Source organism: Streptomyces sp. NBC_01549 (assembly GCF_026339955.1).
Classification (GTDB): domain Bacteria; phylum Actinomycetota; class Actinomycetes; order Streptomycetales; family Streptomycetaceae; genus Streptomyces.
On record NZ_JAPEPW010000001.1, the window covers coordinates 2,644,592 to 2,667,005 of the forward strand.

The window sequence follows — 22,414 nt, forward strand, 5'->3', positions numbered from 1 at the left end:
GACGAGGTGGTGGGGTAGGGGGCGTGGGTGACGGGCGAGTTGATGCTGGGCGGGATCGTGCTGTTGGGGTCCTGTGTGCAATGGCTGACCGGGATGGGCTTCGCGCTCGTCGCCGTGCCGGCGCTGGTGCTGCTGCTCGGGCCGGCCCAGGGTGTCGTCCTCGCGAACTGCGCCGCCGGGGCCATCTGTGTCGTGGGGCTGGCCGGTGGATGGCGGCGGGTGCGACCGCGCGCCATGGTGCCGTTGTGCGTGGCGGCGGCGCTGACCGTCCCGATGGGCAGCTGGGTGGCCCGGCGGTTGCCGCCGGCCGCGCTGCTCGCGTTCATGGGCGCACTGGTGACGGTGGCCGTGGTCGTGGTCATGCGGGGCACCCGGCTGCCCGCGCTGCGCGGCACGCGGGGTGCGGTGGCCGCGGGAGCGGCGGGCGGGTTCATGAACTCCGCCGCCGGGGTGGGGGGTCCGCCGGTCTCGCTGTACGCCCTCAACGCGGGGTGGACGGTGCGGGAGTTCGCGCCGAACGCGCTGTTCTACGGGGTGGTGGTGAACGCCTTCTCGGTGGCCGCGAATGGCGTTCCGCGCCTTGGGGTGTCGCGCTGGGAGGTCGTGCTGGCGGGGATGGTGGTGGGGGCCTCGGTCGGGAAGGTGCTGGCCGAACGGGTGCCCGAGCAGCGGGCCCGGATGCTGGTTCTGTTGCTGGCGTTGACCGGGGGGCTCACCACGTTGGGGAAGGGGTTGTGGGGGCTGGGGTGACTGCGCGCGAGGCGCCGGGTGCGGTTTGGGTGCGCCGGGTCGGGTGCCGGGTGCGCCGGGTCGGGTGCCGGGTGCGGTGGGTGTCGGAGGGTGTCGGAGGGTGGGGCGGGGCCGTACCGGTACGTCGAGCCCGTCGCCGCTGGATCAGACGTGGGCCGGGCAAGCGAGCCGCTGCTCGATCCGGACGTAAGCGACGGGCTTGCGACGCACCGGCGCGGCCCCTCGCGTCGCACGGCGGCCGCGGGTCGTCGGTGGCTGCGGGACCTCCCGGCCCTGTGGGGTGGCGGTGACGTTGGCGCTGCGTTCGACATCGGGGTGAACTCGGCGACGTGACGGTCGAGTTATGGGGCTGGCCCCAAGTACCCCACGTCTTCCAGGGTTTCGCCGCGCTGGTCTCCGCCGACTGACCCGACCCCGGACCGGGGCTATTTGGACGACCTGATGCCGAGCTGCTCGCCGATCTCCTCGGCCATGACCCGGCCCGCCTCCTCCGCGAGGACCTCCTCGCCGAGGTCCTGGTCGGTGTCGAGGCCGTTGAGATCGTCCAGGGGCTGGTTCAGGCGGACGTGGGCCACCAGGGACTGCAGGGCTCGCAGGGCCGCCGAGGCCGTGGACCCCCAGTTGGAGAAGTAGGAGAACTGCCACCACCACAGGGCCTCGGTGGTGCGGCCCGCGCGGTAGTGGGCCATGCCGTGCCGCAGATCGGTGATGACGTCCGCGAGGTCGTCCGAGATGCGGCAGGCCACCGGGGCCTTGCGCGGTTCGTACGGGTCGAAGACCTCGGAGTAGACGTCGATCGGGTCCAGCATGACCGCGAGGCGCTCGCGCAGGTCGTCGACGTCCGGCTCCGGACCGAGGTCCGGCTCGTAGCGCTCGTCGGGGACGATGTCCTCGTGCGCGCCGAGACGGCCGCCCGCCAGCAGCAGCTGGGAGACCTCCAGGAGGAGGAAGGGCACGGCCGAGTCCGGCTCGTCGCCCTTCGCCACTTCGGTGACAGCGACGATGAAGCTCTCGACCTGGTCCGCGATCTGGACCACGAAGTCGTCGGGGTCCTGACTGGTCGCGTGCAGCGTGGCGTCAGACATCTAGGAGTCGTCTCCCCTCGAAGGCGCGCCCGAGTGTGACCTCGTCCGCGTATTCCAGGTCGCCACCCACCGGGAGGCCGCTGGCCAGGCGGGTGACCCTGAGGCCCATGGGCTTGATCATGCGGGCGAGGTACGTGGCCGTCGCCTCGCCCTCCAGGTTCGGGTCCGTGGCGAGGATGAGCTCCGTGACCGCGCCGTCGGCGAGACGGGCGAGGAGTTCCCTTATCCGGAGGTCGTCGGGGCCGACGCCCTCGATCGGGCTGATCGCGCCGCCCAGCACGTGGTACTTGCCCCGGAACTCACGCGTCCGCTCGATCGCGACGACGTCCTTGGGCTCCTCGACCACACAGATGACGGTCAGATCCCGGCGCGGGTCGCGGCAGATGTTGCACAGTTCCTCCTGCGCCACATTGCCGCAGGTCGCACAGAACCGGACCTTCGCCTTGACCTCCATGAGGCACTGCGCGAGCCGGCGGACGTCCGTCGGCTCGGCCTGCAGGATGTGGAAGGCGATCCGCTGCGCGCTCTTGGGACCGACGCCGGGCAGCCGCCCCAACTCGTCGATGAGGTCCTGGACCACGCCTTCGTACACGGACTGCCGCCCTTCCTGGAATCTTTCAGTACGTACGGTAGTTGGCCACCGCCGGTCTTAGAAGGGCAGGCCGGGAATGCCGCTGCCGCCGAGGCCCTGGGCGAGGGGGCCGAGCTTCTGCTGCTGGAGCGCCTGGGCGTTCTCGTTGGCCGCCTGGACCGCCGCGACGACCAGGTCGGCGAGGGTCTCGGTGTCCTCGGGGTCCACGGCCTTCGGGTCGATGACCAGGGCACGCAGCTCGCCCGAGCCCGTCACCGTCGCCCTCACCAGACCGCCGCCCGCCTGTCCTTCGACCTCGGTGCGCGCGAGTTCCTCCTGCGCGTTGGCGAGGTCCTGCTGCATCTTCTGGGCCTGCTGGAGCAGCTGCTGCATGTTGGGCTGGCCACCACCGGGAATCACGATCAGCTCCTGGTTCGTACGGCTGTCTGGACGGGCTTTTCCCGTTCAGACAGAGCCTACGTGGTTGGCGGGGCCGTCGCCCAAGCACTCTTTCGAGTGAGACGACCCCGAAGCCCATACCTGATCAAGACCCTCTTCCGGGCGGAAAAGCGGCGAAACTCGGGCCATCGCCACCCATTGGGCGGTAGGAAGGGGGCGGCGCTTCGGCACCACGCGTCACTTGACATCACACAACGTCACCAGACACAACGTCATCAGCGACATCAACAGCAACAGCTTCGTCCTTCGTCGTCCTTCTCCAGTAGGGAGTGCCGGGTGAGCCAGCCGGAGATGCAGCCCGAGGGGCCGCCCCAGGACGGGCGGGACGACGGGGCCGCGGGGACCCGGCCGGGTGATCTGACCGGCCGGACGTTTCCGCTCGGGGACTGGGGGGAGCCGGCCGAGCGGCTCCATGAGTTGTACCGGTGGGTGGAACGGGGGGCGCTCGACACGGCGTCCTGGTATCTCGAGGACCGCGTGTGGAAGCGGCGGGGGGCGCGTGCGCTGCGGGGCGGGGCGGCGACGGGGGCGGTGGCCGGGGCCGCGCTTCCCCTGCTGGACCTCACGGGAGTGGTCGGCGGGGTCGCCCCCTGGGGGTATCTCGCGCTGCTGCTCGGGGTCGCGTGCGTCGCCGGGGACCGGTTCTTCGGGGTGACCTCCGGGTGGATAAGGGACGTGGCGACCGCGCAGGCCGTACAGCGGCGGTTGCAGGCGTTGCAGTTCGACTGGGCGTCGGAGAGTGTGCGGGAGGTTCTGGGGCCGACGGAGGGGACCGCCAGTGAGGCGGCGGATCGGTGTCTGGGGGTGTTGCGCAGGTTTTCGGAGGATGTGACCGAGTTGGTGCGCGTGGAGACGGCGGACTGGATGGTGGAGTTCCGGACGGGGCCTGCGCCGCTGGGTATCCAGTCGTCCCTGGCCGGGGCGCCTCGGTCGGAGGGCGCACCGGCCGGACGGCTGCCGCTGCCGCCGGGTACGCGCCCGAACATGCCCCGCCAGCGTCCCCCTGAGCCGCGCTAGCGGTTTCCCGCCCCCGCCGCCCCTACCCGTCCCATCCCCAGGGGCTCCACCTCTGCACCCCGCCAGGGGCTCCACCCCTGCACCCCGCCAGGGGCTCCACCCCCGGACCCCCGCATCGCCCGAAGGGCTCGTCCTCAAACGCCGGACGGGCTGAAGATGCGGGGCGATCGTCCGTGGGATCAGTTCGTACCGCAGATCTTCAGGCCCACCGGGGTACCGCACGGCAGGTGGCCGTGGGTGCGGATGACGTCCTGGCCGTTGCCGCGGCTGATGTAGGTGAGGAAGCTGGAGGCGAGGGAGTCGGCGGGCGGCTGGCCGTAGGTGTAGGCGTACTCGATCTCGCGGTACGGGTAGGAGGACGTGCCGTGTTCCAGGTCCTCCACGGACGCGGTGTGACCGTCGAGGGTGAGCTGGTGCAGGCCCTTGTAGCCGGTGGCGAGGTTCAGTTCGCTGTAGCCGATCGCCCCGGGCAACCCGGCCACCGTGCTCAGCACCCGCTCCGTGGAGTCGAGTTCGCACCGCACGACCGGCGCCGTCGCGTCGTCCTTGTGGACGCAGTCCAGGGAGGAGTTGGCGATTTCCCCGCGGCCCAGGACCCGGCGCTGGAAGACCTGGCGGGTGCCGGAGTTGGCGTCCCGGCTGATGAGGAGCACCGGGCGGTCGGGGCCGCCCAGCTGCTTCCAGTTCTTGATCTCGCCGCGGTAGAGGCGGCGTACGTCGGCGAGCGACAGGTTCCGGACGGGCAGGTCGTCGTTCACGATCAGGGTGAAGACCGAGACCGCGACCCGGTTCTCACGCAGTTGCGGGAACCCGCTCGGCTTGGGCCCGTCGGAGAGGGCGTCGACGGGCGGCGCGCCCTTCGCCGACTTGGCGCCGGCTTCGCCGAGTTCACCCACGCCCGCCGTGCTCCCGTGCGCGTCGACCACGATGTCGGCGCCCTCGCAGTCCTGCTCGTACTTCTTCGCCAGCTCGCTCATCACGGGCGCGAAGGCGGTCGATCCGGTAACGGTGAGCGTGCCCTTCTCGCAGCCGATCGGCGGCCAGGAGTCGTCCCGCAGCACGACGATCAGCGCGAGCGTGACGACACACGCGGTCAGCAGCACGGTGATCAGCCGGGCCGCCCGGCTGAAGAGGGGCGGCTGGTCGTCCGGTGTCGTACTGCGGTTGGGGCTGACCTCGCCGTCCCGCAGCCCGCCGATGAGCCGTATCTCGCGCCCCACGTCCCCGCCCGACAGCAGTACGAGGAGCTTGAAGTGCTCGCCCCGGTTGAGCGGGACGCGCGGGATGCGCAGGACGCCGTTCTCGTAACTGAGGCCCGCGGCGGGGGTGAAGTGGTCCATGAGGTGGTCGGTGCCGGGCGGCTGGGTGACCGACACACCGCGGATGGTGCGGTCGGTGAACACGGCCGTCAGACCGTGACGTTCACGGCTCGTGTAGTCGTCGCCGGCGATGCTCTGCGAACCGTCGTTCTCGATCCGCAGCAGCACGAGGGTGGCGTCCATCATGCCCGGCGTCTCGTCGAACAGCCCGAGCCGTACGTTGGCGCGCCCCGAACGCACGTCGTCGCCAATCGGGTTGTCCATCTGCACCCGGTAGCCGATCCTCCCTCACTGCCTTAAGGGCGTGGGCGGTGCCCCCAGCGCCGCGGCACCCGGCGTTCGTACCAGACCATCACCGCGGAGGCGGCGACGCCGATCACGGCGGTCCCCACGGCCACAATGTTCTCCGCGCTCAGCCACTCCATCGCGAGCCACTCCCCCGAGCCCAAGGTGCGGTCACCGTACGGCTCGGGGCGGGAACGCCCGGCGTACGCCAGGTGAAGTTCGGCGACCGTTCAGCCGAACTGACGACTCGTCAGCCGCTCTTCGTGTACGTCAACGACTCGCCCGAGCCCGTGTTCACCCGGCGCAACCGGCCGTCCGACAGGAGAGTGATCTCGGAGGCGGCACCCGGAGAACAGGAGGAGATCGGTGCGCCGCCGGTGACTTCGGAAGGGCCGATCACCAGAGGACCGCCGGCGCCGGGAGCTGCCGTCAGTCTGGCTCGGAAGACGCAGTGGTAGGTGCTGCTGCCGGACGGGCCGTCCGCGACGAGCGAGAGGACCGTGTCACCCACCCCGCCCTGCTGGATGGTGAGTTGGCGGGTGTTGTGGCCCGTCGCGTTGTCGATGGAGGCATCCCAGGTGCCGAGGAACCCCTCCGGGATCGTGCCGCCCTGGGATGTCCGGGGCGAGGCGGAATCGGAGGGAGAGGAGGGAAGGGAAGAAGGTGAGTTGGGGGCGTTCGGGGTCGTGGACGCGGGCGAGGACGCCTTCGCGTCGTCGGTGCCCTTGGCCGTGCCGCCCTGCATCAGCGCGTAGACGGAACCGCCCGCGCCGAGCGCGACGACCAGCGCCACGGCGATCAGGGCGGCGGTGGAGCGGCCGCTTCTGCGCGGCGGCTCGGGCTCGGGGACGCCCGTGGGGCCGTACGGCGTCGTGGGCATGCCCGGTCCGTACGGCGGCGTCGGGCCGTACGAGCCGGGAGCGCCCCAGCCCCCCTGCGGATAGCCGTACGCGGGCGGGCCCGTGGGGTTCGGGTGCTGCTGGGGATGGCCGTACGCGGGGTGCGCGGCGGGCGGCGCGGCCGGTGGGGGCGCCTGGCCGGCGCCCGCGATCAGCGTCGGAAAGTGGTCCGTCGAGGCCGGTCCTCCGGGCGGGGGCGGGGTGGCGGCGTGCTCCGGAGCGACCTCGGGGGCGGGAGCGGGGGTGGGTGCGGCCGAGGGCTTGGACAGGTCCAGGGCCGCCGGGGCGGATCCCTGGGCCGGTTCCGGAGCGGGGACGGCGCCCTGGTGCGCGGGCGGCGCCGGGGCCGGTGCGGGGCGCTCGTCCGGGTTCTCCGTGTCCAGCAACCGCACGGCGTGCCGCCCGAGTTGGGCCACGAGCGCGCTCGGCAGCCACGGGTCGCGGGACCGCCCGTCCACGACGGTGTCCTGCGCTCCGATGCGCTCCAGGATCTCGTCGAGGCCGGGGCGGGCGGCGGGGTCCTTGCGCAGACAGTGCCGTACGAGGTCGGCGAGGCCCTCCGGTACGCCGTCCAGGTCGGGATCCTCCTGCGCGATGCGGAACATCATCGCGTGCACTCCGCTGCCCGCCGCCCCGAAGGGCAGGGCGCCGGTGGCGGCGTAGGAGAGGACCGAGCCCAGGCAGAAGATGTCGCACGCGGGCGTGACACGGTCGCCGCGGACCTGCTCGGGCGCCATGAACCCAGGCGAGCCGACGAGGGCGCCGGTGCGGGTGAGGCCGCCGTCGGTGACGGTCTCCAGGGCGCGCGCGATACCGAAGTCGATGACGCGCGGGCCGTCGATGGTCACGAGGACGTTGGAGGGCTTGAGGTCGCGGTGGATGAGCCCGGCGGCGTGGATGTCCTTGAGGGCGTGGGCGAGTCCGGCCGCGAGGATGCGGGCGGAACGTTCCGGTAGCGCTCCGTGGTCGTGGCCCACGACGGTCTGGAGGGACGGTCCTGCGACATATCCGGTCGCCACCCACGGGACAGCGGCCTCGGTGTCCGCGTCGAGGACGGGCGCGGTCCAGTGGCCGCCGACCCGGCGCGCGGCCTGCACCTCCTGGCGGAAGCGGGCCCGGAACTCCTCCTGCGCGGCGAGCTCCTCGCGCACCAGCTTCACGGCGACGGTGCGGCCCCGGTCGGAGCGGGCCAGATAGACGCGCCCCATGCCGCCGGCACCGAGCCGCGCGAGCAGTCGGTACGCCCCGATCTGCTGCGGCTCCCCCGCCCCCAGTTTCTCCATCGTCGTGTCGCCCTCCCCCGTGCCTGTGCAACCGCCCGAGCCCGAGGATAGTGCGGCCCTACGGGGCGGTGGGTGGGGCGCTGTCTACGGTTCAGTAACAGCACCCGGCGTTTTCGTGACGTCCGTCGCGGCCCCGTCGATCTCGTCTCGCCCAGCGCCCTGCCGGCGCCCAAGCCCGACAGACTGTCGTGGAAAGCCCCCGGTGACAGACAGGACGTCGATATCGCGCCCCCTCCGTGGACATTTACGCTTCGGCGCATGACTCCTCAGCCCAACCCCCAGGTCGGCGCCGCTGTGAAGGCCGCGGACCGCGCGCACGTGTTCCACTCCTGGTCCGCGCAGGAGCTCATCGACCCGCTCGCCGTGGCCGGCGCGGAGGGGTCGTATTTCTGGGACTACGAAGGCAAGCGGTATCTGGACTTCACCAGCGGGCTCGTCTTCACCAACATCGGCTACCAGCACCCGAAGGTCGTCGCCGCGATCCAGGAACAGGCGGCGACCCTGTCCACGTTCGCGCCCGCCTTCGCCGTGGAGGCCCGTTCGGAGGCGGCCCGGCTGATCGCCGAGCGGACCCCGGGCGACCTGGACAAGATCTTCTTCACCAACGGTGGCGCGGAGGCCGTCGAGAACGCCACGCGTATGGCCCGGCTGCACACCGGCCGTCCGAAGGTGCTCTCCGCGTACCGCTCGTACCACGGGGCCACCTCCACCGCGATCAACCTCACCGGTGACCCGCGGCGCTGGCCGAACGACAGCGGCGCGGCGGGGGTCGTCCACTTCTGGGCGCCGTTCCTCTACCGCTCCCCCTTCCACTCCGACAGTGAGCGGCAGGAGTGCGAGCGGGCGCTGCAGCACCTGGAGGACACCATCGTCTTCGAGGGGCCGGGGACCGTCGCGGCCATCATCCTCGAGACGATTCCGGGGACGGCGGGGATCATGACGCCGCCGCCGGGCTATCTCGCGGGGGTCCGCGCGCTCTGCGACCAGTACGGGATCGTCTTCATCCTGGACGAGGTCATGGCGGGGTTCGGGCGTACCGGGAAGTGGTTCGCGGCGGACCACTACGAGGTGACGCCGGACCTCATGACCTTCGCGAAGGGCGTGAACTCGGGCTACGTCCCGCTGGGCGGCGTCGCGATCTCCTCGGCGATCGCGGAGACCTTCGCCCGGCGGCCCTACCCCGGGGGGCTCACGTACTCCGGGCATCCGCTGGCCTGTGCCGCCGCCGTCGCCACCATCAACGTGATGGAGGAGGAGGGCATCGTCGAGCAGGCCGCGCGGATCGGGGAGACGGTGCTCGGGCCCGGGCTGCGGGAGCTCGCCTCCCGGCATCCCAGTGTGGGTGAGGTGCGCGGTACGGGGGTGTTCTGGGCGCTGGAGCTGGTCAAGGACCGGGAGACGCGGGAGCCGCTGGTGCCCTACAACGCCGCCGGGGAGGCCAATGGGCCGATGGTCGCGTTCGGGGCGGCGGCGAAGGCGCGGGGGCTGTGGCCGTTCATCAACATGAACCGGACTCATGTCGTGCCGCCGTGCAATGTCTCCGAGGGGGAGGCGAAGGAGGGGCTTGCGGTGCTGGACGAGGCGTTGTCGGTGGCGGACGAGTACACCGCGTGACCGTGCGGGGGCTTCTCACCCCCGCCGCCCCTACCCGTCACATCCGTACCTGGGGGCTCCGCCCCCAGACCCCCGAGGTGGTTCCTTCGATTGCGGGCGGGCGGGGGTTGGTCGCGTAGTTCCCCGCGCCCCCAGGGGTGGGGCTTCGCCCCACATCCCCCGCCCGCCGAAGTTCTTCGGCTGACGGCCGGTGGGGGTTGGTCGCGCAGTTCCCCGCGCCCCCAGGGTGCTCGGGTCCGCGTAAGGTGGCGTGCTCATAGAGAGAGCGCGCGTAGGTGCGCCCGTACGTGATGAGGGAGCGAGAGACCATGCCCGGCATCGGCGGCAACGGCGCCGTGACCCGTAGCACCCTGCGGCAGCAGATCGCGGACGCGCTTCGCGACGAGGTGCTGGCAGGCCGACTCCGGCCCGGGCAGGCGTTCACGGTGAAGGAGATCGCCGAGCAGTACGGCGTCTCCGCGACCCCCGTTCGCGAGGCTCTCGTCGATCTGTCGGCCCAGGGCCTCCTGGAGGCGGACCAGCACCGTGGCTTCCGCGTGCACGAGTACTCGCTGGCCGACTACCGCGGCATGATCGAGGCCCGGAGTCTGGTCACCGACGGGATGTTCCAGAGTCTCCTCCGCGGAGGCATGGCGCAGGCCGACGATCCGCGCACCGTCGCGGCCCTCGTCGGCGTCCGCCGCCGCGGCGAGGAGGCCCAGCGCGCCGCGACGGCCGGCGACCTGAACATCCTCATCGGCTACGACCTGCGCTTCTGGCGCGAACTGAGCGCCCTCTTCGGCAACCTCTACCTCGCCGACTTCCTGCACCGCCTGCGCGTCCAGTCCTGGGTGTGCACGGTGCAGCACCTGCGCCGGGTGGAGGATCTGAAGGGCCACCTGTGGGCAGGCCACACGGAGCTCGTGGACGCGCTGGCCCGTCGCGATCCGGACGGGGCGCACGCGATCATCGCCGCGTACAACGAGCACTCCCTCGCGCTCCTCGAACGCCTGGCCGCCGGATGAGCGCGACGTGCGGTCGTGGCGGGAGAGGTGTGCGCCGGTGCGACAGGTGGGCACACGAGGTGTGGGGAAGGGATCGGCACGAGGGGGGACTGAGGACGGGTCCCACCCATTACGCTTCCCTGACCACCGTGCTTCCCAAGGAGCTAGAGGAGCCGTCTGTTGGCCTGTGACCTGTGGCTGGTCCCGCTCGTCGACGTGTTGTGCCACACCCCTGACAACCCCTTCGCCGAGGAACTGGCGCTCTACGACAAGGCGCTGGGCGAGGCCGGACTTCCGCCGGTCCCGGTGTACGCGTACATGCCGGGGCTGTCCGGCGACGTGGCCCCGGTCGCCGGTTTCGACTACGACGCGCTGCACTTCCTGCGCCGGGCGTATCTGCTCCAGATGTGCGGCCTCGCGGTGACCCCGGTGGACGAACTGGGGGGTGACTACGAGCAGTTGCTGGAGATGTTCGAGACGAACGCCCAGCAGTCCCACCTCGTGTGGCACTACGACCACGCGGGCGCGTACGTCCCGGTCGACTTCCCGCACCCGCTCGCCAACGACGAACTCCTCGCCGGAGGCGGCCCCCTGGGCTCCTCCCAGACACTGCTGCGCGAGCTGGAGTTCGTGGCCCCGTCGATCGGCATCGACCCGGCGAACCCGCCGGCCGCCCCGCAGCCGCCCATGGCTCCCACCGATCTGGAGGAGCCGGCCGCGCCCGCCCCGTACGACGCGAGCCCGTTCGCGCGCGAGCGGCATGTGTGGCTCGGCCTGCACGCGGCGGCGACCCGCAGCCTCGCCCAAGGATCGATGATCATCTTCAGCTGAGGCGCACACCCCGGCCGGACAGGTCCTAGGGGTGGGGCCGTCGGCCGGGTGATCCGGTCGGCGGCCCCGGCCTCAAAAGAGAGGGGGCGCTACGGCTTAGAACACCGGCGTCCCGTCCTGTGTCAGCTTCCAGTTGGTGACCGCGAAGTCCGCCGGGCCGAGGCTGCCCTTGGACGTGACGTAGTCGATCATCAGCTGGCGGATCTCGTTGGTGGAGCTGTAGGCGATGTCGGCGGCCGCGATGTGCGGGTAGCCGCTGCCCCCGTTGGCGCGGTAGTTGTTGACGGCGACGACGAAGACCTGGTCGTCGGCGACGGCCGCGCCCTTGCAGGTGAGATTCTTGATGCGCGAACCTTCGGCCTGCGCGATGTCGATGTCGTACTCGACCCCGGCGGCGGTGTCGTACATGTAGTCCCAGAAGCTGTTGGCGTTGGTGAGGGTGGCGGTGTCCACCTTCGTGCCGGACGGGACCCGGTAGTAGTACTTCGCCGCGTACTCCAGGTAGTCCTTGAGCTGGGCGCCCGTGAGCTTCTTGCCGTACAGGGTGTTGTCGTAGATGTAGAGCCCTGCCACGTCGCGGATGGTGACGTTGCCCGCCGGGATGTCGGCGGTGCGGCTGAAGGGCGCGGCGACGGAGATCAGGGGGAGGGCGGCATCGGCGGTGGACAGGCCGGAGGCGACCGTCGCCATCTGGACCTGGTGGATGAAGTCCATCACCGGGACGTCCTTCCAGCAGGCCTCGGCCGCGGAGAGGTCCGCGGTACAGGTGCCCACCGGCGTGTTCACGTACTTCACGACCAGGTCGTGGTCGGCCTTGAGGAGCCTGGCGATCTCCGGGTCCTCCTCGACCGTGTTGCTGTTGAGGGTCTGCGCCTTGGTGCTCGTCACCTTCCACTGTCCGTGGTGGAGTTCGAGCTCGAAGTCGAAGACGGTCAGGCGCATGCCCCAGCAGTACGGCTCGGAGAGGACGACGTCCTTGCCGGTCTGCTCGTTCTTCACCGTGTACGACGAGACCTCGACGTGCGTGTGACCGACGAGGATCGCGTCGATGCCGGGAACCTGCTGGGCGACGAGGTTCGAGGCGTTCTCGACGTACGGCAGCTCGTCGCCGTACGACGAACTGCCGTCCAGGCCCGAGTGGTCGGTGAGGAACACGACGTCGCAGCCGAGGGCGCGCATCCGCGGTACGTACTTCTTCGCCTGCTCGACGAGCCCGGTGAACGCCATCTTCCCGGAGACGTTGTCCTTGTCCCACAGGGCGATGCCCGGGTTGGTGAGGCCGAGGATGCCGACCTTGATGTCCGGGGCGCCGGGGACGCGGACGCGCTTCACGGTGTACGGCTGGAAGGCCGGGCGCAGGGTCTTGGCGTCCAGCGCGTTGGCGCCGAGCAGCGGGAAGTGACACTGCTTCTCGAACTTGCGCAGGGTCTCGATGCCGTAGTTGAACTCGTGGTTGCCGAGCGCGGCGGCGTCGTAGCGCATGGCGTTCATGGCGACGGCCATCGGGTGCTTGGGCCCGTGCTTGCCGGTGGCGGGGACGATCGGGTCCACGCGCGCGTAGTAGTACGCCAGCGAGGTGCCCTGGATGATGTCGCCGGCGTCGACGAGCAGGACGCGCTCCTCGCCCTTGGCGGCGCGCTGCTGCTTGATGAGGGTGGCGACGCGGGCGACGCCCACGGAGTTGCCCTTGCTGTCCTTGTACGCCGCGTCCGTGTAGTAGTCCCAGTCGAAGACGTGGCTGTGCAGGTCGGTGGTGCCCAGGATGGAGAACGACCAGGTACGGGGCGCCTTTTCGGGCTTGTGGTTCGGGGCCTGAGCCTGGGCCGGGGTCGCGGCGACGGCCCCCGCGACCGTGACGGCCGCCCCGGTGACGGCCGACTTCTTCACGAACTCCCGGCGGTTCATGGGATTGACGGGCATACGTGTCTCCTGGGACTGGCTGGGACTTGGCTGACGGGAGCAACTGCGCGAGCCGTGCGGGGACTTCGGGCACTACATGTGCACTACTGGTGCTACGTGCACTACACGCGTAGATCGTCGCCGCGTCCCGGGCCGCCGGGAACCAGGAACAGGCCATGTCCAGGTCAAGGATGGGCATGGCGCGGGCGGCGCCCTAGGGTCGGCCGAAGCTTCGCCGGGGGCGCCGTCGCGCCGTCGGCCCTACTCGACGATGCGGATCGTGCGGATGCCCGTACCCCGGTATCGGGTGGGGGTCCTTGTCAGGACGGGGCGGCCACGAGGCCAGTCGACGGTGGGCAGAGCGAGGTGCAGCACATGGGCACCGCTCCAGTCCGGCTCACCCTTGTCGCTCTGCTCCTCGCCCCCGGAGGCAGCGGTCCTCAGGCGCTTGCCCACTGCGGCCGCCGCCGCGAAGTCGAGGCCCTCGATGTGGACGGACGGCAGCGCACCGACGTGTTCGGCCACTCCCGCCCGCTCGCGTTCGGCGACGGCCAGGCTGAGCGCCGGGACGTAGACCCGCAGGGCCGGATCCTTCTCAGCCTCGACGACGAGCCGGGAGGCCATGCTGTTCCCCGCACCGAGCGCGAGCGCGGCGGTGTCGTCGAGGATGACGGCACGCGGCAGCGGGTACCGCTCCTTCTCCGTCACTGGACCTCTCCGATGCGTCCGGCCTCGAGGTCGGCCCACAGCTTCTCACCGGCCTTCTCGTCCTCCTCCGTGTACGGCCTGCCCAGGAAGTGGTCCTCGACGTACGCCCTGGTCTCCTCGTACCGCTTCCGCAGCTCTTCCTTGGTGGGCGTGGCCCCGGCCAACTCGGCCACGAGGTCACGCATGGTGATGCCTCGCTCCCGAGCCAGCTCCAGGAGGCGGTCCCGGACGGCGGGGTCGACCTTGATCGTGGTGTCAGCCATGGCGCCAGTATACCGACGGTATACCGCCTCTGGGCGTGCGAGTGTGACGGTCATCGGCAGTCCGTTTCTCTTGGTTTCTCTCGGGGACCCGGCCGCGCGGTTGCGCACCGGGAGTCTTCTCGGGCCCTACGCCGGCTCCGGTCGCCCAGTCAGCAGCGCGCGGGCCAGTGCGCCGCCGCGCCGGGCGGCTTCCCGGTAGGCGGATGCGCCGGGCTTACGGAAGTCGAGGGTGCGGATCTCGACGGTCGTGGCCGGAGCGGCTGTCGGTTCAGCCGACTCAGGGGCCGCCGGGCGCTTGCGGCGCAGGCGGTCCTCGACGAGGGCGCGGGCCGAGTACACCGGGGACGGCAGCCCCTGTGTCAACGCGGACCGCACCTGGGCGCTCGTCGCACCCCGCTCCCACCAGTCCTCCACCAGCGGCGCGAGCCGCAGCGCCTCGGCACCACCGAGGGCGAGCCGGGGTTCCGCGCGGCCGAGCGAGCCGAGCAGCTTCGCGGCGAGCGCCGTGCGCGCGGTCGGCGCGACCTCGCGCTCACCCTTGCCCTTGCCCTCGGGCTCGGGCTCGGGTGGCGGGGAGGGAGGTTCTTGTTCCCGGGTTTTTTCTCCCGAAGGGAGATCGCCCGCCCCGGCGACGTCCGACTCACCGGAGGCCAGGTTCTCGACTTTTTCGGGTTCACCCGCAGGGGGCTCGTTGCCGTACGGGGTATCGAACACCTCGTACACGGTGAAGAGTTGACCCGACTCCCCATCCTTGCGGACCACCCGCCGCAGATACCGGGATTCCTCCAGCTCCCGCAAGGCGGCCGCGATCCGCGCCCGCCCCTCCTTGCGCTGCTCGGCGAGCGTGCGAATGGTGGCACGGGCGCCGTTCGGGAGGCTCAGGAGGTACGTCAGTACGCCAACCGCGCACCAGGAGAGGCTCCGGTCGCGGAGGAGGGCGTTGCTGAAGACCGAAAAAGCGCGCGTGGGCGTCGTACGATGAATACGCATCTGGAGGTGCTTCTCCTGGTGTCGAGCCCCCGGGTGTTGGCGCACCGCGGGGGCGTTTCGTTGGCGTGACTCTATGGGCACTCAGAGCGACCAACGCAAGCCGAACTCCCTTTTCCCCGGCAGACCTTCGCGTTCTTCACCCCTGGGAGTGAAGCGCCGAGCGCAGGAGCAGGGCGTGGACCAGGCCGCCGTCGGCGCGGGGGCGATAGCGCCAGCTCAGGGGCCAGGTCTGGCCGCCCAGGGCCGGGACGGGGACGTAGGAGATGTGCTGCGGGCCTGCGGTGAGTCTCGTGACTCCGTCGGGCCAGGTGTGGTGCGAGGTGCTGCCGGCCGGGACCAGGAAGTACACCGCGCGGCGCCCGTTCGCCTCCTCGACGACCGGGCCGGGATCACCGCCCGTCATCTTCGCGAGGGCGTCGGCGACTTGGCGACCGGTGTCGCCGTCCACGCGTACGGCGTCGAACTGAACACCGGCCTTGCGGAGTTGAATGCCGGTGACGGGGATCCAGTCAGGGATGAATGGGGGTTCAGCGAGGTTTGTTTCGTGACTTTGTGTATCCATGGGGACAGTTTCCGCAGGCGGGGCTAGCGTTTCCATGACTCTGCGTCGACTCTCGGTAACGGTCGGGGGTCGGCGTGGGCTACTGGTGACCGGTTGAGTTCGGTTGAGTCCGGGGGTGACCGCAATGGCGCGGGCGGAGAACAAGATCGAGGCGGGTGGAACGGCGCATATGGTCGCCGCCATCTCGAAGGCGTTCCGAGAGCAACACCAGCTTTCACAGGAGGAGTTGGGCCAGCAGATCGGCTACACGGCGTCGGCGGTCAGCGCGATGGAGACGTGCGCGCAGCCCGCGAGCGACAAGATGCTGGTCAAGCTGGAGGAGGTGATCGGGGGCGGGCTGGGACTGTTCGAGAAGGCGCGCAGGTTCGTACTGCTGGACAAGTACCCGCCACAGTTCAAGAACTTCGCGTTGATGGAGGCGGGTGCCGTGACGCTCTCTGCGTACGAGACGTACGTGGTCAACGGGCTCTTCCAGACCGAGGAGTACGCCCGTGCCCTAATCGGCGGCGGCTATCCAAAGCTGTCCGAGGAGAAGGTGGAGGAACTGGTCGAGGCCCGTATCGCACGCAAGGCGCTCTTCGATCGGGACCCGACCGCGATGATCGAGATGGTCCTCGACGAGGCAGTGCTGAGGCGACCGTTCGTAAGCTGGGACATCCACCGCGATCAACTGCGCTCGCTCGTCAAGGATGCCGAGCGGGACAATGTCAGCATCCAAGTGATGTCACTGGAGCGTGGGTTGCGCGGCGGGCACGCAGGAGCGCGCGGCGACATGATTCTGGTGGAGACGAAGGAGCACCACCACGTGGTCTACATGGAGATTGAGGACGAGAGCATCCTGGTCAGCGATCCCTCGAAGGCGTCCCAACTCTCGCACCGCTATGCGAAGATCCGCTCACAGGCTCTGGGCCCGGACGACTCTCTGAGCCTCATCAAGAAGTTGGCGGGAGAAGAGCAACGATGAGCAGCACACTGCGGTGGTTCAAGTCCAGCTACAGCAACGCCAGTGGTGGCGAGTGCCTCGAAGTCGCCTATACCTGGCGCAAGTCGTCGTACAGCAACGACAGTGGCGGTGCCTGTGTCGAAGTCGCCGCCTGCCCCCACGGCCCCCGCTCCATCCACATCCGCGACTCCAAGAACCCCGGCGGCCCAAGCCTCACCGTCAGCGGCGAAGCCTGGGCCGTGTTTCTCGTGGGTCAGGCCTGCTGACTGGCCAACCGCTTCGCGGCGTTGCGGCTCAAGGGTGTCGACGAGGACACCGGGGCCCTTGCCGGGCATGTAGACCCAACCGCGGATCTTCGCCACGACCTTGCTGAGCCGTTCATCGCCCGGCGCCACGTCGATGGAGAACAACGACTCGTCCGGCGTACGGTCGCCGCCGCCCCGGCGGACCACGCCCTCGCACTCCTGGAACAGTCTGCCTGCGCATGCTCCGGCACGATCACGGCATCCGGCATCCGGCATCCGGCATCCGGCAAGGAGACCATCTCGTCGGACGACCTCACGTACGCGTGGGTCGAGACGATCCGCCACTGACCGGACGGGCCGCGCTCGTTGCGCAGCCACGGAAATAGCCAATCTCGTGACGTGCCGTGTTGACATGGATACGTTGAGTGGCGACTGGCCTGCATCACGAGAAAGGCGCATCCTGACCCTGATGCTGGAGCGACCGACGATAGGCGGCACTGAGCCCCCCGGCTTCGAGGCGTTGCTGGACCTCCTCGACGAGCTGAACGTGCCCAACGGCTGGAGCTGACCTCCGTCTCGACGCGGGACGACGACCTGACCGACAAGGTCGAGACGTACGGCAGGGCAGGCGTCCCCGTCTACCTGATCCTCGACATGCAGGAGGAGCAGGCCACCGCCCTGTGGACTCCGTCCGCCAAGGGGTACGAGTCCCGCCTCACGGTGCCGTTCGGCGAGAAACTGCAGATCCCGGCGCCATTCGACTGCACGCTCGACACCTCGGGCTTCCTGGCACCGGAAGAGCCCGAAGAGAGCTGACTCGCACGGCAAGAGGGGCGCCCGGCCGGACGCCCCTCCCTGCACTGAACGCGTGCGCTGCACGCGCACCACACCCGGTACTAGATGAACGAGTTGATCTCGATCGTCTCGGTCCGGCCCGGGCCGACGCCGATCGCGGAGATCGGGGCGCCCGACATGTCCTCCAGCGCCTTGACGTACGCCTGGGCGTTCTTCGGGAGGTCGGAGAAGGACTTCGCCTTGGTGATGTCCTCGGACCAGCCCGGGAGGTTCTCGTAGACCGGCTTCGCGTGGTGGAAGTCGGTCTGCGAGTACGGGAGTTCCTCGACGCGCTTGCCGTCGATCTCGTACGCCACGCAGACCGGGATCTCCTCCCAGCCGGTCAGGACGTCCAACTTGGTGAGGAAGAAGTCGGTCAGACCGTTCACACGGGTCGCGTAACGGGCGATGACCGCGTCGAACCAGCCGCAGCGCCGGTCACGACCGGTGGTGACACCGCGCTCGCCACCGATACGGCGCAGCGCGTCGCCGTCCTCGTCGAAGAGCTCGGTCGGGAACGGGCCCGAGCCGACACGGGTCGTGTACGCCTTGAGGATGCCGATGACCCGGCTGATCTTCGTCGGGCCGACACCCGCACCGGTGCAGGCACCGCCGGCGGTCGGGTTCGACGACGTCACGAAGGGGTACGTGCCGTGGTCGATGTCGAGGAGCGTGCCCTGGCCACCCTCGAAGAGCACGACCTTGTCCTGCTCCAGCGCCTGGTTCAGGATCAGGACGGTGTCCGCGACGTACGGCTTGAGCCGGTCCGCGTAGCCCAGCAGCTCCTCGACGACCTGGCCCGCCTCGATGGCACGGCGGTTGTAGAGCTTGGTCAGCAGCTGGTTCTTGACCTCCAGCGCCGCCTCGACCTTCTGGGTCAGGATCGACTCGTCGTAGAGGTCCTGGATACGGATGCCGACGCGGTTGATCTTGTCCGCGTAGGTGGGCCCGATGCCACGCCCGGTCGTACCGATCTTCCGCTTCCCGAGGAAGCGTTCCGTCACCTTGTCGACGGTGACGTTGTACGGCGTGATGATGTGAGCGTTTCCGCTGATCAGGAGCTTGGAGGTGTCGACGCCGCGCTCGTTCAGTCCGTTCAGCTCGGAGAACAGGACCGACGGGTCGACGACGACTCCGTTTCCGATCACCGGAGTGCACTCCGGTGTGAGGATTCCGGAAGGGAGGAGGTGGAGGGCGTACTTCTGATCGCCCACGACTACCGTGTGGCCGGCGTTGTTGCCGCCCTGGTAGCGCACCACATAGTCCACGGATCCACCGAGCAGGTCGGTGGCCTTTCCCTTGCCTTCGTCACCCCACTGAGCACCGAGCAGCACAAGTGCGGGCACAGGCGTACACCCCTTCCGGGCGGGGCATGTCCAAGGTCGGGGACGTACGCGGCTGGTTTTCGATACGGCTGCGTACGCCGGCGACCTCCTTTGGCCGCGACCGTCGGACCGGATGCCCCGGAATAGACGAAGCCCCTGGCGCAATAGCGCAAGGGGCTCTTGCACCAAGATGCTACCCGAGGAAGCGAGGCATGACCGAGGTGGCGGCTTCCGACCAGCTCCTGGTGGTCATCGACCCGGTCGCCCGCCGGACGGACGGCGAGTCAGTACGGATCGCAAAAGACGTGCTCAGCGCGGGTGCGACGACGAAAGTGTGCCTGCCGGAAGGGCCCGAGGAATTTGCCCGGGCGCTGGCCCGCAGAGGGTCCCGGCGGCCGGTCGTGGTCGGTGACGACCGGGCCCTCCTGCGTGCTGTGTCCCTTTTGCACCGACAGCGGGACCTGGCCGGATGTGGGGTGTCGTTGGTGCCGGTCGGGGGTGTGTTGTCGCTCGCGCGGGCGTTGGGGGTGCCGACGGGGGCCGTCGCGGCGGCCCGGGCCGTGCTCGACGGGGTCGAGCGGCGGCTCGATCTGCTGGTCGACGAGAGTGACGGGGTGGTGTTGGGAGCCTTGCGGATTCCGCCGGTGGGGGCGGGCGGGGCGACGGGGGGCGCCGACGAGGCCGACATGGAGGGTGTCGGCGGTATCGGCGGTATCGGTGGAGTCGGTGGTTTCGGGGGTGGGGTTTCCGGGCTCGGGGGGCATGCGTGGCTGCGGACCTGTCAGTCGCTGGTCCGTACGCTCGCGGCGCGGCCCACGCGCGTGGCGTCCGTGCCGGGGCCCGGGCCTTCGCGGCTGCGGGTCGAGGTCGACGGGGTCACGCTGGTCGATCTGGACCAGCCGGTGGAGACGGTGTCCGTGACGCCCGGCGCTTCCGGGGGTGCGGAGGTGGAGGTTCGGCCGGTTTCCGTGGGGGCGGAGGCTTCGCCACTGCGGGTGGTGGGGCGGCGGGTGACCGTGTCCGGGGCGGACTTTCGGTATCGGGCGGATTCCGTGGTGTCCGGGCCTGTGCGGACGCGGACGTGGACGGTTCGGGAAGGGGGGTGGGGGCTTACGCTGCCGAGCTGAGCTCCCGGGGGGTTCTCGCCCCCGCCGCCCCTACCCGTCCCATCCCGGGGGCTCCGCCCCTTCGACCCCGGGCGTGTGGGTCGGCTGCGGGTGGGTGGGGGCTGGTCGCGCAGTTCCCCGCGCCCCTGAAAGCGGGGCTATGGCCGGGGCAGGACCGGGGCGGACTCGTCCTTCAGGGATACGCCGGTGCGGCCGAGCTCGCGGGCCCTTCGCATCAGCGTCGCCAGCTTCGTGGCCGCGGCGGCGTGGGACAGGCCGAGGGGCGGACGGATGTTGGAGAGGCAGTTGCGGTCGGCGTCGGTGGTGTGGCCGGGGCGCGGGTCGTGGGTGAGGTACGCGCCGAGCGAATCCGCGGCGGACATCCCGGGCCGCTCCCCGATGAGGACGACCGCCATCCCGGCCCCCAACGTGTGCGCGATGTCGTCGCCGAGAGCCACCCGCGCCTGCTCGGCGAGCACGACGGGAGCGACGCGCCAGTCGGAGGGCAGCCGCTGCGTCGTCGCGCGCAGCACGGCCGCCGCATGTTCGTGCACCGCCCGGCTGGACAGCCCGTCGGCGACGACGAACACCACGTCCCAGCCGTCGCGGGGCAGGTGCGCCCGGTCCACGTCGTGGAGCCTGCGTCCGAGGTCGGGGCGCTGGAGATAGGTGAGCCGGTCGGGGGCGGCACTGCGCACCCGTATCGTCGCCACACCCGTCAGCGCGGACGCCACCACGTCCGGGTCGAACGGCGAGTGCACCGCGTCCCGCGCGGCGGCGTGCGCGGCCTGCAGTTCGAGCCGGTGCCGCGTGGGCAACGCCGAGCCCGCCCGCCCCAGCCCGATCCGGGCCTGGGTGTGCCGGCGCAGGGAGTTCCAGAGGGCGGTGTCCGACTCCGGTGCGATTACTTGACGTTCCGTCATGCCGCCAGCCCCCGTCCGATCGCCGTCAGCGGATGGCCCGTACCCGCCACGTCCCGTATCCCGCCACCGTCGTCGAGCAGACCGATCCGCTCCAGCCACGCCTCGAACTCCGGCGCCGGGCGCAGCCCGAGTACCTCGCGCAGGTACAACGCGTCGTGGTACGAGGCCGACTGGTAGTTGAGCATGATGTCGTCGCCTCCGGGGGTGCAGATCACGAAGGAGGCGCCGGCGACGCCGAGCATGGTGAGCATCGTGGCGATGTCGTCGTCATCGGCGTCGGCGTGGTTGGTGTAGCAGATGTCGAGGCCCATGGGCAGGCCGAGCAGCTTGCCGCAGAAGTGGTCCTCCAGGGCCGCGCGGAGGATCTGGCGGCCGTCGTAGAGGTACTCCGGGCCGATGAAGCCGACCACCGTGTTCACGAGCAACGGTTCGTAGCGGCGGGCGACCGCGTACGCCCGTGCCTCCACCGTCTGCTGGTCCACGCCGTGGTGCGCGTCGGCGGAGAGCGCGCTGCCCTGCCCCGTCTCGAAGTACAGGGCGTTGGAGCCGACCGTGCCCCTGTCCAGCGAGCGGGCCGCCTCGTGCGCCTCGTCCAGGAGCCCCAGCGTGACCCCGAACGAGGCGTTCGCGGCCTGGGTACCGGCGATGGACTGGAAGACGAGGTCCACCGGGGCGCCGCGTTCCATCAGGTCGATGCTGGTGGTGACGTGGCACAGGACGCACGACTGGGTGGGGATGGAGTAACGGCCGATCACCCCGTCCAGGAGGTCCAGCAGGTCCCGTACCGCCTGGGGGCTGTCCGTCGCCGGGTTGATGCCGATCACCGCGTCGCCGGAGCCGAGGAGCAGGCCGTCCAGCAGGGCCGCCGCCACGCCCGCGGGGTCGTCGGTGGGGTGGTTGGGCTGGAGGCGGGTGGCCAGGCGGCCCGGGAGGCCGATCGTGGAGCGGAAGGCGGTGACGACCCGGACCTTGCGGGCGACCGCCACCAGATCCGCGTTGCCCATCAGTTTCGACACCGCGGCGACCATCTCCGGAGTCAGTCCGGGGGCGAGTGCGGCGAGCGCCGGCGCGTCCGCCGCGTCCGACAGCAGCCATTCGCGGAACTCTCCCACGGTGAGTCCGCGGACGGGGGCGAAGGCCGCCGCGTCATGGCTGTCCATGATGAGGCGGGTCACGTCGTCGGTCTCGTACGGGATCACCGGCTCGGCGAGGAACCGTGCGAGCGGGACCTCGGCCAGCGCCCACCGCGCGGCGACGCGTGTCTGCGCGGAGTCGGCGGCGAGCCCGGCGAGGCGGTCGCCGGAACGCTCGGGGCTCGCGGCGGCGAGCAGCCGTGCGAGACCGGCGAAGGAGTGCGTCCGGCCGCCGAGGGTGGCGGAGTAGGTGCTCATGCCAGGGACCGTACGGAGGGGTGTCGGGCGCGGTCCACGGTCCGGCGGAGAGTTAACAAGGACGTTCGCTCCACCCGGACTCCTAAAGGTCTGGTTGACATATATTTAACGCCCCGACCCGTGACAGGA

At 70.3% G+C, this 22,414-nt stretch carries 22 protein-coding genes and 1 pseudogene; 10 read left to right on the top strand and 13 right to left on the bottom strand.

Going from position 1 to position 22,414, the window contains the following annotated elements:
- Nucleotides 1-42: 42 nt before the first annotated feature.
- A complete protein-coding gene (locus OG819_RS11435; protein ID WP_266652662.1) occupies nt 43-750 on the top strand; it encodes a sulfite exporter TauE/SafE family protein in 708 nt (235 codons plus the stop codon).
- 425 nt (nt 751-1,175) lie between these two features.
- On the opposite strand, the gene OG819_RS11440 is transcribed toward OG819_RS11435, so the two are convergent.
- The 3 genes from OG819_RS11440 to OG819_RS11450 are packed head-to-tail and all read right to left on the bottom strand — an operon-like array spanning nt 1,176 to nt 2,826.
- Nucleotides 1,176-1,835: a DUF5063 domain-containing protein gene (locus tag OG819_RS11440; RefSeq protein WP_266432021.1), complete on the bottom strand. Its 660-nt coding sequence runs from the start codon at nt 1,833-1,835 to the stop codon at nt 1,176-1,178.
- Entirely contained in the window at nt 1,828-2,427 is a 600-nt protein-coding gene (gene recR, locus OG819_RS11445) for a recombination mediator RecR (protein WP_266432022.1), read from the bottom strand. The genes OG819_RS11440 and recR overlap by 8 nt, the downstream gene beginning before the upstream one ends.
- A 57-nt stretch (nt 2,428-2,484) precedes the next feature.
- Complete coding sequence (locus OG819_RS11450) at nt 2,485-2,826, bottom strand: YbaB/EbfC family nucleoid-associated protein (protein WP_266432024.1); 342 nt, start codon at nt 2,824-2,826, stop codon at nt 2,485-2,487.
- Nucleotides 2,827-3,141: 315 nt separating this feature from the next.
- Here OG819_RS11450 and OG819_RS11455 point away from each other — a divergent pair, with 315 nt between their 5' ends.
- Nucleotides 3,142-3,882: an SLATT domain-containing protein gene (locus OG819_RS11455; protein ID WP_266649229.1), complete on the top strand. Its 741-nt coding sequence runs from the start codon at nt 3,142-3,144 to the stop codon at nt 3,880-3,882.
- 179 nt (nt 3,883-4,061) lie between these two features.
- On the opposite strand, the pseudogene OG819_RS11460 reads toward OG819_RS11455, so the two are convergent.
- Together OG819_RS11460 and OG819_RS11465 are read right to left on the bottom strand one after the other, a co-directional pair.
- Nucleotides 4,062-5,626: pseudogene (locus OG819_RS11460) on the bottom strand (substrate-binding domain-containing protein).
- A gap of 110 nt (nt 5,627-5,736) precedes the next feature.
- On the bottom strand, nt 5,737-7,668 hold the full coding sequence (locus tag OG819_RS11465; RefSeq protein WP_266649231.1) for a serine/threonine-protein kinase: 1,932 nt from the start codon (nt 7,666-7,668) through the stop codon (nt 5,737-5,739).
- Nucleotides 7,669-7,926: 258 nt separating this feature from the next.
- On the opposite strand from OG819_RS11465, the gene OG819_RS11470 reads away from it, so the two are divergent.
- The 3 genes from OG819_RS11470 (at nt 7,927) to OG819_RS11480 (ending at nt 11,096) form a co-directional block, all read left to right on the top strand.
- Nucleotides 7,927-9,282 (top strand): aspartate aminotransferase family protein, encoded by a 1,356-nt coding sequence (locus OG819_RS11470; protein WP_266626955.1) that lies wholly within the window; start codon nt 7,927-7,929, stop codon nt 9,280-9,282.
- A 308-nt stretch (nt 9,283-9,590) separates the two neighbouring features.
- The gene (locus OG819_RS11475) at nt 9,591-10,286 is read left to right on the top strand and encodes a GntR family transcriptional regulator (RefSeq protein WP_266649233.1); all 696 of its coding nucleotides are present in this window, start codon (nt 9,591-9,593) and stop codon (nt 10,284-10,286) included.
- 159 nt (nt 10,287-10,445) lie between these two features.
- Entirely contained in the window at nt 10,446-11,096 is a 651-nt protein-coding gene (locus OG819_RS11480) for a hypothetical protein (protein WP_266584327.1), read from the top strand.
- Nucleotides 11,097-11,192: 96 nt separating this feature from the next.
- On the opposite strand, the gene OG819_RS11485 is transcribed toward OG819_RS11480, so the two are convergent.
- From OG819_RS11485 to OG819_RS11505, 5 genes are all read right to left on the bottom strand, one after another.
- Nucleotides 11,193-13,016 (bottom strand): 5'-nucleotidase C-terminal domain-containing protein, encoded by a 1,824-nt coding sequence (locus OG819_RS11485; RefSeq protein WP_266649235.1) that lies wholly within the window; start codon nt 13,014-13,016, stop codon nt 11,193-11,195.
- A gap of 240 nt (nt 13,017-13,256) precedes the next feature.
- Nucleotides 13,257-13,703 carry a hypothetical protein gene (locus OG819_RS11490; protein ID WP_266649237.1) on the bottom strand — a complete coding sequence of 149 codons (447 nt, stop codon included), beginning with the start codon at nt 13,701-13,703 and terminating at the stop codon, nt 13,257-13,259.
- Nucleotides 13,700-13,966 (bottom strand): hypothetical protein, encoded by a 267-nt coding sequence (locus OG819_RS11495; protein ID WP_266584321.1) that lies wholly within the window; start codon nt 13,964-13,966, stop codon nt 13,700-13,702. The genes OG819_RS11490 and OG819_RS11495 overlap by 4 nt, the downstream gene beginning before the upstream one ends.
- A 126-nt stretch (nt 13,967-14,092) precedes the next feature.
- Nucleotides 14,093-14,956, bottom strand: coding sequence for a hypothetical protein (locus OG819_RS11500; RefSeq protein ID WP_266649239.1), 864 nt, complete (start codon nt 14,954-14,956; stop codon nt 14,093-14,095).
- 136 nt (nt 14,957-15,092) lie between these two features.
- The gene (locus tag OG819_RS11505; RefSeq protein ID WP_266649241.1) at nt 15,093-15,518 is read right to left on the bottom strand and encodes a hypothetical protein; all 426 of its coding nucleotides are present in this window, start codon (nt 15,516-15,518) and stop codon (nt 15,093-15,095) included.
- Nucleotides 15,519-15,642: 124 nt separating this feature from the next.
- Here OG819_RS11505 and OG819_RS11510 point away from each other — a divergent pair, with 124 nt between their 5' ends.
- From OG819_RS11510 to OG819_RS11525, 4 genes are all read left to right on the top strand, one after another.
- A complete protein-coding gene (locus tag OG819_RS11510) occupies nt 15,643-16,482 on the top strand; it encodes a helix-turn-helix transcriptional regulator (RefSeq protein WP_266652664.1) in 840 nt (279 codons plus the stop codon).
- The gene (locus tag OG819_RS11515) at nt 16,479-16,727 is read left to right on the top strand and encodes a DUF397 domain-containing protein (protein ID WP_266649243.1); all 249 of its coding nucleotides are present in this window, start codon (nt 16,479-16,481) and stop codon (nt 16,725-16,727) included. Before OG819_RS11510 ends, OG819_RS11515 begins: the two co-directional genes overlap by 4 nt.
- Nucleotides 16,728-16,748: 21 nt before the next feature.
- Complete coding sequence (locus tag OG819_RS11520) at nt 16,749-17,054, top strand: hypothetical protein (RefSeq protein ID WP_266649245.1); 306 nt, start codon at nt 16,749-16,751, stop codon at nt 17,052-17,054.
- A 246-nt stretch (nt 17,055-17,300) separates the two neighbouring features.
- Entirely contained in the window at nt 17,301-17,522 is a 222-nt protein-coding gene (locus tag OG819_RS11525) for a Uma2 family endonuclease (RefSeq protein WP_266652666.1), read from the top strand.
- Between the two features lie 80 nt (nt 17,523-17,602).
- Here OG819_RS11525 and OG819_RS11530 read toward each other — a convergent pair whose 3' ends face one another.
- Complete coding sequence (locus tag OG819_RS11530; protein WP_266432034.1) at nt 17,603-18,886, bottom strand: adenylosuccinate synthase; 1,284 nt, start codon at nt 18,884-18,886, stop codon at nt 17,603-17,605.
- Nucleotides 18,887-19,077: 191 nt separating this feature from the next.
- Between OG819_RS11530 and OG819_RS11535 the strand changes: the two genes are divergently transcribed.
- Nucleotides 19,078-19,992 (top strand): diacylglycerol kinase, encoded by a 915-nt coding sequence (locus tag OG819_RS11535; protein ID WP_266626937.1) that lies wholly within the window; start codon nt 19,078-19,080, stop codon nt 19,990-19,992.
- Between the two features lie 137 nt (nt 19,993-20,129).
- Here the strand turns inward: OG819_RS11535 and eutC are convergent, their stop codons facing one another.
- Both eutC and eutB read right to left on the bottom strand, forming a co-directional pair.
- On the bottom strand, nt 20,130-20,894 hold the full coding sequence (gene eutC, locus OG819_RS11540) for an ethanolamine ammonia-lyase subunit EutC (protein ID WP_266649247.1): 765 nt from the start codon (nt 20,892-20,894) through the stop codon (nt 20,130-20,132).
- Nucleotides 20,891-22,285: an ethanolamine ammonia-lyase subunit EutB gene (gene eutB, locus OG819_RS11545; RefSeq protein ID WP_266432037.1), complete on the bottom strand. Its 1,395-nt coding sequence runs from the start codon at nt 22,283-22,285 to the stop codon at nt 20,891-20,893. The genes eutC and eutB overlap by 4 nt, the downstream gene beginning before the upstream one ends.
- Nucleotides 22,286-22,414: the final 129 nt, after the last annotated feature.